Below are 15,279 nucleotides of genomic sequence, written 5' to 3' on the forward strand. Positions count from 1 at the left end.
ACGAAGTGACGAAAGCCCTTAACTCCGGGAAAGAGCGCCCGTCGTTCCGAGTCCGCTACCGCGTCCCCGGACATTATCAAATTCTATCGCGACAGAAGTCACAGAAGGATATATCTATTGCGCAAACTCACGAAGCAAGCTCAAGGCAGTTATTCATGTAGGCAATATCATAGATGGCGCGCCAGTCTTTAACGCAGACACACGAATGACCACGTTATGGAGTAGCGGCGCTAAAACTATAGAGGAGGCGGTCATATATGACGCAAGTAACGGTAATTGATTCGATTATGGGGAGCGGCAAAACGTCCTGGGCGATCCAGCACATTAACGAGGCGCCGGCAAATGAGCGCTTTATCTACATCACGCCATATCTGGATGAAATCTCGCGGATTAAAGGGGCGGTAACCTCGCGCCGGTTCATTGAACCAAACAATCGGAATCACGCGCGGAAGAAGATGCATAGTCTCAAGGCCAGCATTGCGGCTGGTGACGATATCGCGGCAACCCATTCGCTCTTTCAGACTGCGGACGAGGAGCTGACCGAACTACTTACCGGGGCTGGTTACACGCTTATACTTGACGAAGTAATGGACGTGATCGAGGCGGTAAACATAAGCCGCGCCGACATTCAGACGCTATTGAAGTCGGAACGAATAAAAGTGGTAGACAACCGCGTCATATGGGCCGACGAAGGGATAACTGAGACGCGCTTCAACGATATTAAGTATCTCGCTAAGGCCGGCAATCTCTTTTGTCATCGGGATAACTTCTTTATATGGACGTTCCCGCCGGCGATCTTTAACGCTTTCAATCGCGTCATCGTCATGACGTATCTTTTTGACGGACAACTACAGCGTTACTATTACGATCTTCACGGAATCAGTTACGAGTACAAGTCCGTTGAGAAAGCGGAGGGGGGGCGTTATGTGTTGGCGGATTACTGCCACGAAAATGAAAGACGAGAGGACGTTATCCGCTTGATCGATATATACGAGGGGCCGATGAACGCAGTTGGCGACATGACTCATGCATTTAGTAGCCGGCGATTCAGTTTTTACGAGCCTGATGTCTTCGTGCAGATCAAACGAAATCTTAACAACTTCTTCCGTAACATTTGCGGCGCAGCCAGTCACGAAATCCTGTGGACGACGAAAAAGGATTATCGAAGCCGACTAAGCGGAAAGGGGTATACGAAGTCTTTCCTTCATTGTAACGCGAGGGCGACGAATGAGTATGCGGATCGATGGGCGCTCGCGTACGTGTTTAATCGATACATGCATCCGTATGAGAGCGCGTTTTTTCAAGATAGGGGGATCCCGATTAATCAAGACCTATTGGCGGTATCCGACTTGCTTCAATGGGTATGGCGGTCGCGTATCCGTAAAGGGGAACCGATAAGGCTATACATTCCATCGAGCCGAATGCGTTCGCTGCTAATCGCGTGGAGTAAATACGAAATTTAAGGGGGAAATTCAATGGAAGCAGCAAGACAGTTAACTCGAGAAAATACCACGGTTTCTGAAATGACGTTAATTACCACTCCAATCGAGCAGTATGTTCACAGCAAGTTCGACGAACATTTTCGGTCTCTCCACAGCACCGAATTGCTTGCCGCGATCCGCGCGTCCCTTCCGAACACGCGCAAGCGGTATTACGAAGAGAACGCCAAAATTTCGCTGCCTCACCGGATACGCGCTGTATTGGACATCCTGCCGCTTGCGTACGGGCACACTACCAACGGAAAGCCGTCTCAAAGCGAGATTCATGCGGTTGAGTTGCTGACGGATTTTTTACTCGCGGACGACTTGGCTGACGGTTATTTGCTACGTGACCGCTTTCGGGAGGAGACGGATGAGCATAGCCTCGAGTATCCTCCGTTAGGTGGAGCAGCTCGGGCGTACCAGGAAATAGAGATGAATCTGCTTACTCCGGCATTATTAGAAAGACGCAAAGTGTGCGAAAGCTGCCGGAGTTATTTCATCGACACTAGTCCCGCAAGAAACGCTAAGCGCTGCGGTCCGCGATGCTCACGTTGGTCTGATATGCTTCGTATACGCCGTCTTAGAAATGATGGAGATGACCGAAGAATAAGAGACCGCGAGCGTCAACAACATGAGTATCCATTCTATAGCCCATACGAGTTGTACCACGTTAATCGGTTCCCAGAACGGTGCTATACGGATGATAGTATCGATCGGAAGGCTCGGGCAAAGAGCAGAGGAGGGCGGAAGAAGCCGCAAGGAGTAACGATGGACAGTAAACAAGTATCATCGCATTTTAAGCCTTACCGTCCTTCCGAAAAAGGTGAGAGCGGACCTGTCACCACTAAAAAGAGACGGCCGGAAGTCGTGGCGAGATATCTGCGGATGAAGTTCGGAGATCGGCTTAATACCCCGTACATCCACACATAATAGTGAGAGAGGGAACGTACGTTCCCGAATGTTTATTTTGGACTTATTGCGTTAAATCAAATTTATAGGGAGGTTTGCCATTATGAACGGAATAGCAGTTAGAGGAATCCGGATTATGCTCGGCATGACACAAGCGGACTTCGCCAATAAGCTGCGCGTCAGTCAATCGCTCATTTCCGATGTCGAGAACGGGCGGCGAGGCGTAACAAGAAATCTGCGTGTTAAAATCGCTCAGACGTTCGGCACTGGTCCGGATATTGTCGAAGCGATCGAACGCGCGAAAGAATCCGAAAAACTGGCGCTTTAACACGGCGCTTTTATTTTTGCCCAAAAACTTTAGTCATTCACCGCGTTAATAAAGGAGTGTAATAATGAGCGACTGCTTGAAACGAATCCAAACGTTAGCCCGCAATCACTGCGCCGCCTTCACCGGTACTGACGGATGCCGCTTCGAACCCAACGGACAATCGCGCTGCCAATGGTTCCGCACGGATGCGCAGGCGCTACCGTTCATTGAGGCCGGTGATATGCGGTGCCTGGAATTTGAACGCTCAGTGCTTCCGATTGATCCTGCGCTAGAAGACGCTTATTTCTCGTCCGACGCTGAGCCTGGCGCCAAATGTCAAGAATGCCGACTGCCTTTTTCGCGGAAATCGAACCGGCAAAGATTCTGCCCGACATGCGCGAAGTCAAGACGGAGGCAAGCCGACCGGTTACGGAAACAACGTAAGGCTGCTCAATAATTCCACCTTTAGGCGTTTGAAAGCCGCGCCAGATAAGGGGTTTCTGATCACCTATTTCGGAGTAGGCCAATTACTATTCGAGGCAAGTCACAGCGCGGAAAATGGGGGGGGGGCGGCAGTCAGTGGCTAAGAAAATACGGGTCGTATCAATCGAACCCATTGAGTATTATCGAAGACTCGTCACCTTGCGAGACGAAGACGGATCCGAGTTTACGATTTATTACGGCGAGGCGGTTTCCGAAGAGTTTATACGCAGGTTCGCGCCGCTGATTGTTGCCGGAAAGAATAAAAAACGGAGGGGTAAGAAATGAAGAACGGAATTGTGTGGGACGGACTTAAAGGAGAAGAGATGGCGGAAGTCCACTCGTTGATCGGTCCGAGTCTCGGTAAGTCAACGGTAAGGCAAATCGCAAAGAATCCGAATACAGGTGGCGAGTTTACCGGAACGATTGCGGCTCCAATTAAAGCGAGAGGCTTCGGATTCATCTCGCCTGACGACGACGATAGAGAAATATTCTTTCACGTTAGTGATAGTCCGAATGCCGATGGATTAAAGCGGGGTACACGCGTCAGATTTGATTTGAAGCAAAACATCCGCAGCGGTAAGACCACTGCCGTCAATGTGAGTCCCGTATGAGACCGCTATTCCAAGCCATCATTAAAGAGATAGGGTCCTCTAAGGCTATTGCTATCAACTTTTTCGACGAAACCGGGACACACGCAGATCAGATAATTCGCGGTATTGACGGCGTGGAGGAGCTCGCGATTATCGATAATGTCCTTGATGCTATGCGCCTCCACAACGTTGATACCGTCGAAATCGAAACGGACAGCGAGACCCTTTTCAAGTTGTTTCTGCCTGTAGCAGGCGTAAAGGTGACGCTTGTTCCTTCGAGTTCACTAAGCGGTTTATATAGGCAGTTATCGCCAGGCTCTCCGATATACCCGATACTTGAGGACATTTTTCTTGAAAAGGAAGAAGACAAGCCGACCGAAGAAATCGAAGAGAATCCGGAGCCGCGGAAGCCGTGGTACATCCGGTTTTTTCAATACATTAAAGGAGTGTTTTTGAATGATTAAATGGGAACTGAAAGAGAAGTATGACCAGCAAGACGCGCGTTTTATCGAGCTACGAAACAAACACAATGGACTGGTAAGAGAGGCCGAGCAAAAGGTCGCGGATCTTGTCGCGGAAAAACAGCGGATTCTCATTCGGGAGTTTGACGGTGAAGACGTAGCTGCGGAACGTGCTGCGATCACAAAGGAAATTGAATCCGCAGAAAGGGCCGTACAGGAGGCGAAGAGTGTCCGAGATGCTGCGTTCGCGTACGCATCTGAGAAGTCGCGAGAGGGCCGCATCACCGTGTTGGACCTGACGATGGACTGGAACAACAAAGTCGTTCCGGCTATCCGAGAGAAAGAACTAAAGCCGATTGTTGAACGGATGGACGCGGCCAGGACCGAAATGTATAACGCACTCCTGGATTACTATAACCTCATTGACAAGTACGATCATCAACGCCGGGAGGTCGCAGAACTTGAACAAAGAGATTCCCACCACCTTCAGAGAATGTCATACGGCGTCCATTCGATCGAGCAAGAATACAACCTACCACTCGTATCAACATCAGATATGCGCATGATTAAGGATCGTCGTGCATTGCCAAACGGAATTGCGCGCAAACCAACCGAGAAGGGAGCGAAGTAATTTGAAACTCGATACAAGCTTCGCCAAGCTAGAGGAAATGAAGACAATGGCTGCCGGCCATCCTGAAAAAATCGCCGCTTATACGATGGCTGAGCGCCGATACAAGGAAACTGTTGCGGAATTATTCCACGGAGATTCCGGCGTTAAATTTTTAGAGCATCCGCCTGAGTCGTACGTCGCGGAACTAGAAGCCAAGGCGGAAGAAAGCGGAGATCCGGCCGACAAAGCACGAGCCGTCATTTTGCGCGATAGGCTCGATTACCATGCCGCGAAGAAGACAGCACATATCGACTGGCGTATCGGCCGTGAGCGGTTGCGAAACATTCTTGTCAATGACGAAAAGGTGACGAACGCAGACGTACAGGAGGCGTATAGGTTAGCTCGACATAACCCTAGCGCTCAGATGATGAGTCTTTATACGCAAATAAAACGAAAATATGAAGGAGGGTCGGCCTAATTGGGCCGGCTCTTTTTAATTACGGAGGTGGCGGAGTGGACTACGGACTGGACGAGATTTCATTCGCACATATCTTTATGATGCGGAGCGAAGTAGGCCATATCGCAGTTGGCGTCGAGTTATCAAAACGTAAGATTGCAGATGATGGCCGACCATATTACGAGCCATACCACGTCCTCTCGCTCTATTATGACGAAGGAGCGCCGCGATCGTTTAGGCAAACGATACCGGTTATTGCTTCGGATATTCTTCGATGTCTTGACGACAAGACAAAGCTGCTTGTCATGCGGTCGAACGTGCCGAACTTCAAGCAGTGGCGCTATTATGAGCGGCTTATTAACGTTTTCTCAGCGACACAGGACGTTAAGGTGAAGGTCAACCATTATTTGCAAGTTTCGCGATACGTTCCAGATACGGTTGATTTGGCGCATGATGCGTCCAGGCGCGGTGTATCGTTGACATGCAAAATTTAACTCTAGGAGGAAATTGAATGAGTTTATGTGTTTGTGTACAGTTTCCAGACCGTATGATTATAGGATCGGATACTGCAGTAACATTCAACTTATTAACCGGTGAGAAGCTGCGCGGGAGTTTACCAATGCAAAAAACCTACCTCATCGGGGAGTGGGCTGTGTTCTTGGCGGGTGACGGCGTCTCGTGTGTATCCATTGCACGCGAGTTTGAATTGGAAAAGAACAAAAGTATATCGACATTTAAGCGGATACTGAAAAAATACTTCCGTCAGATGTCCAGTGCGCAGAGTAATGCGGATCCAAGCAAGCTGAATGCGGTAATGTTCAAAGTCGACGGAAACGGCCGAACTATATCGCACACCTTCATGCCAACCAATCAATTTAACCCGGTAACTCGACGAGGAACATCAGAAGGAATTCATATCATAACGGGTGGCTATAGAGGTGATGAGGTTTTAAAGTATGCGCAGCAAAATTGGAATGACGAAGTGGATGTCGGTACTTATATCCGAACCATCTTCGAACACTTCTCCGGGGGCGAAATTGGCGGCGAAATAGATTTGTTCGAAGTGAGCTATCGCGGCAACGAGTATTTAGGGCGTCAGCCATTGCGCGAAACTGTCCGATTGCCAATTATCACGCCCGATGAGAAAAGTCGTATGAGCGTTGGTCTTACGGGTGGCACCGTAACCGGCGCTCTTATTCGTACCGGGTCAAGCGGCCGAAGAATCGAGGTGGATGCGCAAGGCCTCCGCACTTACGACGGTAACGGCCAAAACCGTATTCGCATAAATACCGGATCTGATTCCGGTGTCGCGGCGATCGTATTTAACGGATCGAGCGGAAGTTATGCCGGCGAGATCAATTCATATCAAAACGGCGGCCTGACGATATTTAGTGACGATATCACTATCGGCTCGAATAATACTGCGAATCCAATCCGAATACAAGGTGCGGCCACATTCGCGGGTCCAGTTCGATTTAACAGCACGGTTAGCGGCATTAGCATTAACGTATCAGATGTGTACGGTTTATCGGCAACACTATCGTCATTGCAGTCGCAAATAGACTCACTGCGAAGTTCTTATAACTCGCATACACATTCCGTAACGTTACCAACGCATAACCACGGAAACAGCGCTAACCAGAATTGGGGCGGAACATTTACGTCGGGAGGACCGAGGTAACTTTACATTTATTTGCGGAATCATGGCGTATTCACTTGCGCTGTGGTTCCGTTTCACTTAAAGGAGGATGTGAATGAAATACGAATCGAACGAGCAAATCCGCTCAAGCATAGACGAGTTAACAGAGCGATTGCGCCAGATCCGCATTGAACAGGGACTGCCGCCCGAAGCTAAGCCGCGACCTAAAGTCGTAGACATAGCGTTATCTCACGCAATAATTGAACGGCTAGAGCCATTTAAGGCGATCGTAATTCGGTACGCGAGCCTTCTGGCGCAGGGTCAGTTTACGCGTATTGATGTTGAGAAGCTGACAAAGTATGAAGGGTATTTCCACCTTTTAGGGAAATCTAAGGGATTCTTTAGTGCTATGTATGGCTGGGGCGCTTACAGCGCATTGGAGGCAATTAAACGGATAAATGATGCGATAGATTCTGGTAGTACGGATACTGTTTCTCCTACAGAAGAGGTCCGAAATCTCCATTATTGTATCGGGTTCATGATCAAAGATAGCGGTATTAGGGGCGAGGCCTACGATTACCGTAAAGCAACCGGCGAAAACGTAAAAGGGAAGTACGATCACGAAGCAGAATTTCAAGCAGCACTAACCGCCGCACTAGTAAAAGAGGAGGAGTTATCATATGAGTAAACAAAGGAGAACATTGGAAGCGCAACTAACACCGCAACAACAGAGAGCGGCGCAGCTTATCGTTAATAACGAGTGGGCCGAGCTGCTTAATGAAGACGGAAAGAAACGAACGATGAAAGAATTAGCGGATGAGATCGGCATTGCACGCTCGACTCTATTCGAATGGAAGGCGCAGGAGGCATTCGCGGCATACGTAAATTACCTGACCGAACGACAACTCGACGCAATGCGATCGGAGGTATACGTTCAGCTCATGCGGGCGATCCGCGGTGGGGCGAACGGTATCCCTAGCGTTAAGGCGCTCGACCTGTACATGCGCAGATACGGATTGTTAACGGATAGAACAGTCGTAGAGGATACGCGCGAAACGATCGAGACGAGACGCAAGACGGACGAAGAGATCCGCGCCGAGATCGCCGAGCTTGACGCAATGGTGAGCGGTGGACGGGCGACTATATCGGACTAAACCTGCGTTTCACCTACGACGCGCTCCTGGCGGACGCGCACGGTAGAAATCGGGGGTCGCCGCTAATCATCGCCTGAATATCCGCTGCATAATTCGGTGCATATAACGATGAATAAACGGATGTATGACGTATGCATACGCGATAGTATAGCGGCACATGCCTGCGAATCCTTGATACACAAGGGTTTGCGGGCTTTTTTATTTGCCTGCGTTGACCTACATGATTAACAATCAGCTAGGTGTCAGAGTGAATATCGATGAATACTTTAGTACGGTGAAGCAGAACCCCCCAAGCCACCCCCTCCAATGCCGCCCAACAACCCTACACAATTTCCGCGAATTATTTTTATATACGAGGGTCGAGAGTCCGATTTGAAGCCGCGCGAGTTATTACCGTTTTCGCTACTTGCTCGCGGCATGAATACGCTATATAATAGTAGAAACTAATTCGATAAGCGTAGATGTGACCGAATCAATCCGTTATGTGACCGTAAGCTGAACGTTGATACAACGCCAGCTATAACGGAAACACTAACGAAAATGTGACTCGAAATCAGCTAGGCGTCGCAAGGCGTGCGTGGGTTCGAATCCCACCCTTTCCGCCACCAACTATATTCAAGCTCCGCTGTTATGAATATAGAGGAATTAGTGGTACATAAGGCAGGCGATCTAAGAATCACTGCATAACAGAACACCTTCACCATGAACAGGGATTGTCTCCCGATCGTGATGAGGGTGTTTTTTTGATAAAGGGCACGTTAAGACATTTCCTGAATCACGCCCATTTGCCATTCCTATGATAGACCGAATTCCGAATGCCGTGATCCGAGTACAATGCCGAGTTTAATTCCAATCCAGTTGGAGATCCATAACTCCGGATTCAGGTTCCTTGCTTTGAGACCAGGCAGAACGAAGGGACGGTAATAACCATGTTTAGCATGACAGGATGGGCACAAACAGCATTAAAAAAGAAGGACCCATACGGGTCCTTCCTTCTGGGTAGGCGGTGCTTGTGATTTTGGAATCCTCATCTCATCAACACATGCTGCAAAACCATCGACAACAGCTAAAACTTGTCCATCAGGTCAAGCCAGTTCGCTTATGTCCTCCGCTTGCAATACGTGTGAATATCAGAAACCATTCTGCGTCGTTCAGCTGCAACGTCCAACGGAACCACACCTCTCTCATGCACCGCCTGATGATAATATGTGCAGGAAGACGGATTCCTATGCAAATCTGCATGGATGGGAAAATGTACCAAAAACCAAGTGGATCAACAACATTTGAGCGGGTCCTATTCCATTCTTGGCTAGGCGCGCAATGCAGTTGGCTGTTGTACTAAGCTGCTGCACCATAATTTCGTCAACAAAGCTGGCACAAAAATGCCCGCAAGCGGTGGAATTAGCCACTTGCGGGCTTGGGGCAGGATGTACTTGTTTACTTAGGTTGAACCCGGCGCTTATTCAGCCATACTCGGTCATCATTTTGCGTTTCCGGGAATGTGTCGCCTTTTTCCATTTTGATCTGACGTGGATTCTCGATCCCCATTATGTGGTCTCTTACACCGACTTCCATATAGATGCCGTTGTTCGGAGCCTTATCTCCTCCGCGGAATTCAGTCTGTTCTCCCATCATGGAACCCTCCCTTAACGTATTGGATGGACTGCATTTGTTAGCATGTGCCGGAAGGCCGGAATGCATGGCAGGTAAAGTGAGATAAGCACGGAAAAATAGGGAAGAGACCTCAAGAAAACCGAAAAGGGAGCAGCCTGCGATAAGGGAAAAGAAACTTGCATCCGATCATCCGTTCTGGTATAGTATTATGGTGCGAGTTAGGCTCGCTCCTTGCTCTCAACTAAGATTGGGGGCCGAAGTCCATAAGGAGGTGGAAATATATGCGCAAATATGAAGTGATGTACATTATTCGTCCTGACATTGAACAAGAAGCTGTTCAAGCTGCAGTCGAAAAATTCCAAGGCATCATCTCCAACGGCGGAGAAATTACGAAGCACGAAGTAATGGGTAAGCGCCGCCTTGCGTATGAGATCAAGAAATTCCGTGATGGCGTCTACGTTCTGGTTAACTTCAACGCAACACCAGATGTTGTAGCAGAACTTGAGCGTCTCATGAAGATTTCTGACGAAGTTATTCGTTATCTCATCACGAACGACGTTGCTTAATACGAGAAGTCTTTGTAATTGATTTCGTTCTAAAGGAGGGGATTGGATTGTTGAACCGTGTCATTTTGATTGGCCGACTGACTCGGGACCCGGAGCTTAGATATACGCCTTCAGGAGTCGCTGTCACACAATTTACACTTGCTGTAGATCGTCCGTTTACCGGACAAGGCGGGGAGCGCGAGGCGGATTTCATTCCGGTCGTGACCTGGAGACAGCTTGCGGAGACTTGTGCCAACTATCTGCGTAAAGGCCGGTTGACGGCCGTAGAAGGGCGCATTCAAGTGCGGAATTACGAGAATAACGAAGGTAAGCGTGTATACGTCACCGAAGTCATTGCCGATAATGTTCGTTTCTTGGAGTCTAACCGTGAAGGCGGAGGCGGCGGAAACCGTGAGGAGTCATCGTTCGGCGGAGGAAGCGGCAGCGGAAACCGCGGGGGCAACAACTTCTCGCGCAACAATCAGGATCCTTTTTCCGATGAAGGAAAACCGATCGATATTTCGGATGATGATTTGCCATTTTAATACGGAAAGGACTGACAACGCATGGCTTTTAAACAAAGAGAAGGCGGAGACAACGACAAAAGACCGGCACGCCGCGGCGGCCGCAACAAGCGTCGTAAAGTATGTTTCTTCACTGTGAACAAGATCACTCACATTGATTATAAAGATACCGATCTGCTCAAGAAATTCATCAGCGAGCGCGGAAAAATTCTGCCTCGTCGTGTAACAGGTACCAGCGCGAAGTATCAGCGTGCTCTGACGATTGCGATCAAACGCTCCCGTCAAATCGCATTGCTTCCATACACAACCGAGTAATTCGGTTACAGAAGCGGTTCAGCCTTGATAGGCTGGGCCGCTTTTTTTGTTCGGGTACCCATTCGGCTGTTGTCTCGGAACCTCCCCCAAAATAATGCCTCTGTGTTGATTAAGTTGGGCTCCTTGTCCTCAGGGATAAGCCGAGGCTTAATGGGCCAGCATTCTTGGAACGAAGGGATGACCGTACAGAGACTTGTATTATCTGTATTATTATTTGTATTTGTATTTGTATTTGTTATGTTCGACTCCGATCGATCACGGCCTGCATCTATTCAAGTGACGTTGCGGATACTCGTTCGTCTTGTAACACGATCATGCTTCTGAGTAGTTAGACATTTTTCCGGAATATTCGTCGCAATCATGAAATAATTTTATTCTGCATTAGGAATACCGAACAAGTTCAGCATGTCTTTTCGGAGGAATCTTGTCTTCTCTGAGAAGACATAATTTTCATGAATTGCTTTTGTGACGCGAGGGTATACTAAAGCTTTCCAGTTTTAAAGTATGAAATAGTGTCTATTGATAGAGGACAGTGTCTATTGAGTGAAATACATCCTCCCCAAATGGTGGTTTCGTATGGCTGAAGATTTGTAGTGAGATGCAGAGATTATTTTGTGTCTTTAAAAAAATTCCTTCTATTATATATGTACTAATATAGAGCATGGAAAAACCAAATGGCCAATTACAATGGCACCTCATTTAGAGAAACTTATATCGAAGGCACAAGAAGCACAAACCTGCAAAGGCTGTTTTAAGAATAAGGGTGTCTATTGTGAGTATACATGAAAAGTACCTTTGGTTATTCTTCTATTCAAAAGAAAGTAAAATGAGAATTACCATAAAATTTACAAATGGTGACTTCAAATTACCTGTCCACTCCTAGAATACAATCGGACATCAAATGGAAGAAACGGAGCGACCGTCGAATGATGCATATTCAACCTCATTTATCCAGATGCTAAAGGGAAAAGGAGGTATGTCTATGTGCAGAAGGTATTCCATTTCCGCCGGTCTTGAAGAAGTGAACAGCTATTTTGGAATCAGCCGCGTGATGTATTACTATAAGAGCCGCTACAATATTAGCCCGATGCAGTCTGTGCCTGTAGTAGTCCAGGAGGGAGGAGAAAGGGCACTTGACGAGTATCGTTGGGGACTGGTCCCTTACTGGGGAAAGGACGCGGTGAATGCGGATCTGATCACGGTGGATCAGAATCCTACTTACCGCAGAGCCGTTGATACACGTCGGTGTATCATTCCCTGCAATGGTTTGTATTACTGGAGAACCGTAGGGAAGCGAAGCTACGCGGTTCGGACTGTGGTTGGAAACAACGAGATTTTTGGCATGGCCGGATTGTATGAAACATGGCGGGATGCAAGAGGTGTTGAAATGAGAACCTGCACGGTGATTATGACGGAAGCGAACGAGGCGATCCGGGAGTTCGACGCGCGTATGCCGGCGATTTTGTCGGAGGAAAGCATGGAGAAGTGGTTGGATCCAGAGCTAAAGGGAGTGCGTGCACTGCAACCACTGCTTGGAACATACCGGGGTTCGATGCGGATATATCCGGTCACGCCGTTGATCGCCGATGATTCTCATGACCACCAGCAGTGCATCGAGGAGATGGATTTGAAGCGGGCATGGGTGAAAAGCGTTTAGTTCGTAAGTATGAAGTCTTTCATGTACTTGATCAGACGCTATGAACTGCAGCAATCGAAACAATCCGGGAACCGATCCCGGGTTGTTTTTTGTTGAGGCGGGCGATCTGGAACAACTTCGGATGGCCTATGTTCCTAGCCCTGCTTGGTTAGTGGAGAACAATATTTAACATCGGAAATAGGTCCAACTATATTATCACGGATTATTGCATCATGATGGAATGTTTTCTGACTTATTTTTGACAGAAAAGAAGATGGTTACAGGGCGTTGAATCGGATATTGGGTAATTTTATATACCTGTGTAATACAAGTTGACACAAATGTCGAAAGCGTATATATAACATTATCTATAAAATGTAAAATGGACTTGAAATTACATACATTTTCAGTAAACGAAGGGTAAAGTAAGCGATTAAAAGTATTTATTAACCCCGAAAATGACCTTAAAAACATGTTTTTTGAGAAATTTGAAAAAAAGTAATTGACGTTACCTAATTTTACACGTATCATAACATTAATTTTATAGGCAAGAAGATTTTGCTAGAGACTTTGGCACTAATTGACCATTGGTATATTTTCTGTAAATCTTTCAGCGGATTTCACATCATGCTTTGACATCCACGAGTCCGATCCGAGGCCGAAATTATTTAAGGATGATTTCAATATTCGTCCTGATAATTTATAGCATCATTATATTTTAAGAGGAGGATTAGCATGAAGAAGAGAATGTCGTTACTGCTTGCCATCATGCTCATGGCCATTTTGGTTCTTGCAGCGTGCGGCGGCGGTCAGACAGCAGAACAACCAAACCAAGGGGACACGCAAACTGAGCAGACTCCACCTGCCGAAGGCGAAGGCAAAGAAACAGAACCGCCAGCTGAAGGACAGGACGAGAGCCAAGGTTATTTCGAGGCTGAGGATCCTTCCGCGAACCCGGCAAATGCTCTGGCTCGCAAAGATACGCTGATCGTTGGTATGACAGCCCCTAAAGGGGTGTTCAACCCATTCTACTGGCAGACTGCGTATGACCGTTACGTTGTAGACGCCATTTTTGACAGCTTCTTCTCTCTGAACGGGGATGGCACTTACAATAATCGCCTGGCTGAGAGCGTTGAAGTATCCGAAGACAAATTGAAATACACGTTCAAATTGAAGCAGGGTGTGACATACTCTAATGGCGAACCGGTTACTGTAAAAGACTATGCTTTCGCCATGAAAGTTTTACATGACAAGAGTTACGACGGTCAATCCGATATTCTCTCCGTTAACGTTAAAGGTGGAAAAGAGTATTACGATGGTAAAACTGACGAGATTTCCGGTATTAAAGTCATTGATGACCATACCGTTGAAATCGAAGTTACAGAAGCAAATGCAATGACTAAGGATAATCTGGGTACTGTGTTTTTTGTTCCGGAATCCTACTACGGCAAAGATTACAAGCACGGCAACCTGGAGTACATGAAAGACCTGCATTCCAAACCAATCGGCAGTGGTCAATATGTACTGAAAAGCTACTCTCCTGGACAAGAGGTAGTTTTAGAAGCTAATCCTAACTATTTCTTGGGCGCACCAAAAATCAAGAATGTCATTTACAAAACTACAACTGATGAAACCAAATTGGCTATGTTCCAATCCGGTGAAATCGATATGGATATGGTATCCGTTAGCGAGGATAACGTAGAAGCTGTGAAGCTAATGGGCTTCTTGGATTATAATATGTTCCCATACAATGGTTACGGCTATGTAGCGCTGAACCATAAAGATCCTAAGTTTCAAGATCAAAAAGTTCGTCAGGCTTTGCTCTACGGTTTGAATCGTGCTGAAATTGTTGAAATCATCTATGGTCCATATGCGAATGTAATCAATATTCCACAATCGAGCGAATCATGGGCTTACACGAATGAAGGCATTGAGCCGTACGAGTTTGACATGGAGAAAGCAAAGCAGCTTCTTGATGAAGCAGGCTGGGTTCCAGGTGCTGACGGTATCCGCGAGAAAGACGGCAAGAAATTCGAGATTCATTTCTCTGCAACGGCTGACAACCCGGTAATTGATGCACTGATTCCGATTATGACAAAGAACTACCAAGATCTGGGCATAAAATTAACAGCTGAAACTTTGGACTTTAACGCAATCATGGATAAGAAGGATAAAGGCGAGTTCGAAATGTTCTTTGCTGCTTGGGGCTTGACTCCGGATCCAGACTCCACGGTTTATATCACAGATGGACAGCAAAATGACCTCGGATATTCTAATCCTGAATATGATGCAGCTATGAAGAAAGGTCTGAACGCCTTTGACCTGGAAGAGCGTAAAGCGGCTTATGCGGAAGCATATCGGATTCTGAACCAAGACGTTCCAGATCTTCCGATCTACCAAAGACGTGATATGTGGGCAATTAACTCTAGATTGAAAGGCATTGACATCACGCCTTACAAAAACTTTGCAATTGATCTGTACAAAGCAGAAATTGAACAATAGCATCAAGAAACATATGCTCAGCTCGCAAGAGCTGGGCATATGCACTTATAAG

18 protein-coding genes are annotated in these 15,279 nt (G+C 47.3%); 17 read left to right on the forward strand and 1 reads right to left on the reverse strand.

What is annotated here, in order from left to right; translation table 11 throughout:
• Positions 1 to 257: 257 nt before the first annotated feature.
• From NST44_RS05315 to NST44_RS05370, 12 genes are all read left to right on the forward strand, one after another.
• The gene (locus tag NST44_RS05315; protein ID WP_340898162.1) at positions 258 to 1,463 is read left to right on the forward strand and encodes a hypothetical protein; all 1,206 of its coding nucleotides are present in this window, start codon (positions 258 to 260) and stop codon (positions 1,461 to 1,463) included.
• Positions 1,464 to 1,475: 12 nt separating this feature from the next.
• On the forward strand, positions 1,476 to 2,411 hold the full coding sequence (locus NST44_RS05320) for a hypothetical protein (RefSeq protein ID WP_340898164.1): 936 nt from the start codon (positions 1,476 to 1,478) through the stop codon (positions 2,409 to 2,411).
• Between the two features lie 82 nt (positions 2,412 to 2,493).
• Positions 2,494 to 2,718, forward strand: coding sequence for a helix-turn-helix domain-containing protein (locus NST44_RS05325; protein WP_340898167.1), 225 nt, complete (start codon positions 2,494 to 2,496; stop codon positions 2,716 to 2,718).
• Between the two features lie 558 nt (positions 2,719 to 3,276).
• Positions 3,277 to 3,465 carry a hypothetical protein gene (locus NST44_RS05330; protein WP_340898169.1) on the forward strand — a complete coding sequence of 63 codons (189 nt, stop codon included), beginning with the start codon at positions 3,277 to 3,279 and terminating at the stop codon, positions 3,463 to 3,465.
• Positions 3,462 to 3,791 carry a cold shock domain-containing protein gene (locus NST44_RS05335; protein WP_340898172.1) on the forward strand — a complete coding sequence of 110 codons (330 nt, stop codon included), beginning with the start codon at positions 3,462 to 3,464 and terminating at the stop codon, positions 3,789 to 3,791. The genes NST44_RS05330 and NST44_RS05335 overlap by 4 nt, the downstream gene beginning before the upstream one ends.
• Positions 3,788 to 4,234, forward strand: a complete 447-nt coding sequence (locus tag NST44_RS05340; RefSeq protein ID WP_340898174.1) for a hypothetical protein — start codon at positions 3,788 to 3,790, stop codon at positions 4,232 to 4,234. The genes NST44_RS05335 and NST44_RS05340 overlap by 4 nt, the downstream gene beginning before the upstream one ends.
• A complete protein-coding gene (locus tag NST44_RS05345; RefSeq protein ID WP_340898178.1) occupies positions 4,227 to 4,862 on the forward strand; it encodes a hypothetical protein in 636 nt (211 codons plus the stop codon). The genes NST44_RS05340 and NST44_RS05345 overlap by 8 nt, the downstream gene beginning before the upstream one ends.
• A gap of 1 nt (position 4,863) precedes the next feature.
• Entirely contained in the window at positions 4,864 to 5,319 is a 456-nt protein-coding gene (locus NST44_RS05350; RefSeq protein ID WP_340898180.1) for a hypothetical protein, read from the forward strand.
• Positions 5,320 to 5,354: 35 nt separating this feature from the next.
• Positions 5,355 to 5,792 (forward strand): hypothetical protein, encoded by a 438-nt coding sequence (locus NST44_RS05355; protein WP_340898183.1) that lies wholly within the window; start codon positions 5,355 to 5,357, stop codon positions 5,790 to 5,792.
• Positions 5,793 to 5,809: 17 nt separating this feature from the next.
• The gene (locus NST44_RS05360; protein WP_340898185.1) at positions 5,810 to 6,979 is read left to right on the forward strand and encodes a hypothetical protein; all 1,170 of its coding nucleotides are present in this window, start codon (positions 5,810 to 5,812) and stop codon (positions 6,977 to 6,979) included.
• Positions 6,980 to 7,052: 73 nt separating this feature from the next.
• Positions 7,053 to 7,625: a hypothetical protein gene (locus NST44_RS05365; RefSeq protein ID WP_340898187.1), complete on the forward strand. Its 573-nt coding sequence runs from the start codon at positions 7,053 to 7,055 to the stop codon at positions 7,623 to 7,625.
• Complete coding sequence (locus NST44_RS05370) at positions 7,618 to 8,091, forward strand: phBC6A51 family helix-turn-helix protein (protein WP_340898188.1); 474 nt, start codon at positions 7,618 to 7,620, stop codon at positions 8,089 to 8,091. The genes NST44_RS05365 and NST44_RS05370 overlap by 8 nt, the downstream gene beginning before the upstream one ends.
• Before the next feature lie 1,437 nt (positions 8,092 to 9,528).
• On the opposite strand, the gene NST44_RS05375 is transcribed toward NST44_RS05370, so the two are convergent.
• Positions 9,529 to 9,723: a YjzC family protein gene (locus NST44_RS05375; protein WP_028406519.1), complete on the reverse strand. Its 195-nt coding sequence runs from the start codon at positions 9,721 to 9,723 to the stop codon at positions 9,529 to 9,531.
• 263 nt (positions 9,724 to 9,986) lie between these two features.
• Between NST44_RS05375 and rpsF the strand changes: the two genes are divergently transcribed.
• The 5 genes from rpsF (at position 9,987) to NST44_RS05400 (ending at position 15,227) form a co-directional block, all read left to right on the forward strand.
• Positions 9,987 to 10,271 carry a 30S ribosomal protein S6 gene (rpsF, locus tag NST44_RS05380; protein WP_007129214.1) on the forward strand — a complete coding sequence of 95 codons (285 nt, stop codon included), beginning with the start codon at positions 9,987 to 9,989 and terminating at the stop codon, positions 10,269 to 10,271.
• A 47-nt stretch (positions 10,272 to 10,318) separates the two neighbouring features.
• Positions 10,319 to 10,795: a single-stranded DNA-binding protein gene (ssb, locus tag NST44_RS05385; RefSeq protein ID WP_007129213.1), complete on the forward strand. Its 477-nt coding sequence runs from the start codon at positions 10,319 to 10,321 to the stop codon at positions 10,793 to 10,795.
• Positions 10,796 to 10,816: 21 nt separating this feature from the next.
• Positions 10,817 to 11,089: a 30S ribosomal protein S18 gene (rpsR, locus tag NST44_RS05390; protein ID WP_006207333.1), complete on the forward strand. Its 273-nt coding sequence runs from the start codon at positions 10,817 to 10,819 to the stop codon at positions 11,087 to 11,089.
• 982 nt (positions 11,090 to 12,071) lie between these two features.
• Positions 12,072 to 12,746: an SOS response-associated peptidase gene (locus NST44_RS05395; RefSeq protein ID WP_007129212.1), complete on the forward strand. Its 675-nt coding sequence runs from the start codon at positions 12,072 to 12,074 to the stop codon at positions 12,744 to 12,746.
• Between the two features lie 714 nt (positions 12,747 to 13,460).
• Positions 13,461 to 15,227: an ABC transporter substrate-binding protein gene (locus NST44_RS05400; protein ID WP_007129211.1), complete on the forward strand. Its 1,767-nt coding sequence runs from the start codon at positions 13,461 to 13,463 to the stop codon at positions 15,225 to 15,227.
• Positions 15,228 to 15,279 lie beyond the last annotated feature (52 nt).

Origin of the sequence: Paenibacillus sp. FSL W8-0919 (genome assembly GCF_038003785.1) — a bacterium.
GTDB classification, from domain to species: Bacteria; Bacillota; Bacilli; order Paenibacillales; family Paenibacillaceae; genus Paenibacillus_AQ; species Paenibacillus_AQ lactis.

Excerpts from the sequence above, each read along its gene's own strand:
- NST44_RS05340 (WP_340898174.1), top strand. The coding sequence starts at position 3,788 with ATGAGACCGCTATTCCAAGCCATCATTAAAGAGATAGGGTCCTCTAAG.
- NST44_RS05375 (WP_028406519.1), bottom strand. The coding sequence starts at position 9,723 with ATGGGAGAACAGACTGAATTCCGCGGAGGAGATAAGGCTCCGAACAAC.
- NST44_RS05365 (WP_340898187.1), top strand. The coding sequence starts at position 7,053 with ATGAAATACGAATCGAACGAGCAAATCCGCTCAAGCATAGACGAGTTA.
- rpsR (WP_006207333.1), top strand. The coding sequence starts at position 10,817 with ATGGCTTTTAAACAAAGAGAAGGCGGAGACAACGACAAAAGACCGGCA.
- NST44_RS05370 (WP_340898188.1), top strand. The coding sequence starts at position 7,618 with ATGAGTAAACAAAGGAGAACATTGGAAGCGCAACTAACACCGCAACAA.
- NST44_RS05325 (WP_340898167.1), top strand. The coding sequence starts at position 2,494 with ATGAACGGAATAGCAGTTAGAGGAATCCGGATTATGCTCGGCATGACA.
- rpsF (WP_007129214.1), top strand. The coding sequence starts at position 9,987 with ATGCGCAAATATGAAGTGATGTACATTATTCGTCCTGACATTGAACAA.
- NST44_RS05360 (WP_340898185.1), top strand. The coding sequence starts at position 5,810 with ATGAGTTTATGTGTTTGTGTACAGTTTCCAGACCGTATGATTATAGGA.
- NST44_RS05395 (WP_007129212.1), top strand. The coding sequence starts at position 12,072 with ATGTGCAGAAGGTATTCCATTTCCGCCGGTCTTGAAGAAGTGAACAGC.
- NST44_RS05320 (WP_340898164.1), top strand. The coding sequence starts at position 1,476 with ATGGAAGCAGCAAGACAGTTAACTCGAGAAAATACCACGGTTTCTGAA.
- NST44_RS05315 (WP_340898162.1), top strand. The coding sequence starts at position 258 with ATGACGCAAGTAACGGTAATTGATTCGATTATGGGGAGCGGCAAAACG.
- NST44_RS05400 (WP_007129211.1), top strand. The coding sequence starts at position 13,461 with ATGAAGAAGAGAATGTCGTTACTGCTTGCCATCATGCTCATGGCCATT.
- NST44_RS05345 (WP_340898178.1), top strand. The coding sequence starts at position 4,227 with ATGATTAAATGGGAACTGAAAGAGAAGTATGACCAGCAAGACGCGCGT.
- NST44_RS05335 (WP_340898172.1), top strand. The coding sequence starts at position 3,462 with ATGAAGAACGGAATTGTGTGGGACGGACTTAAAGGAGAAGAGATGGCG.